This window comes from Leifsonia sp. HAY1-4F (assembly GCF_056755275.1).
Genome location: NZ_JBNDHX010000595.1, coordinates 1 through 238 on the forward strand (window position 1 = coordinate 1; position 238 = coordinate 238).

1 protein-coding gene is annotated in these 238 nt (G+C 71.0%); it reads left to right on the forward strand.

Features of this window, described 5'->3' with window-relative positions; genetic code table 11:
- Positions 1-2: 2 nt before the first annotated feature.
- The coding region (locus ACPYOG_RS20635; protein ID WP_481295928.1) for a family 1 glycosylhydrolase at positions 3-238 on the forward strand (236 nt) is incomplete at its 3' end.

The following is a 238-nucleotide window of genomic DNA, read 5'->3' on the forward strand; positions in this document are numbered from 1 at the left end:
ACCTGGGGTTCGGCGCCTACCGGTTCTCGATCGCCTGGCCGCGCATCCAGCCCGACGGGCGGGGCCGCCCGAACCAGGCCGGGATCGACTTCTACCGCCGCCTCGCCGAGTCGCTGCGGGAGCACGGCGTCACGCCTGTCTCTTATACACATCTCCGAGCCCACGAGACACTCGCTAATCTGGGGGGGTGGGTTTTGTTTTTGAAGGGGGGGGGGGGGGGGGGGGGGGGGGGGGGGGG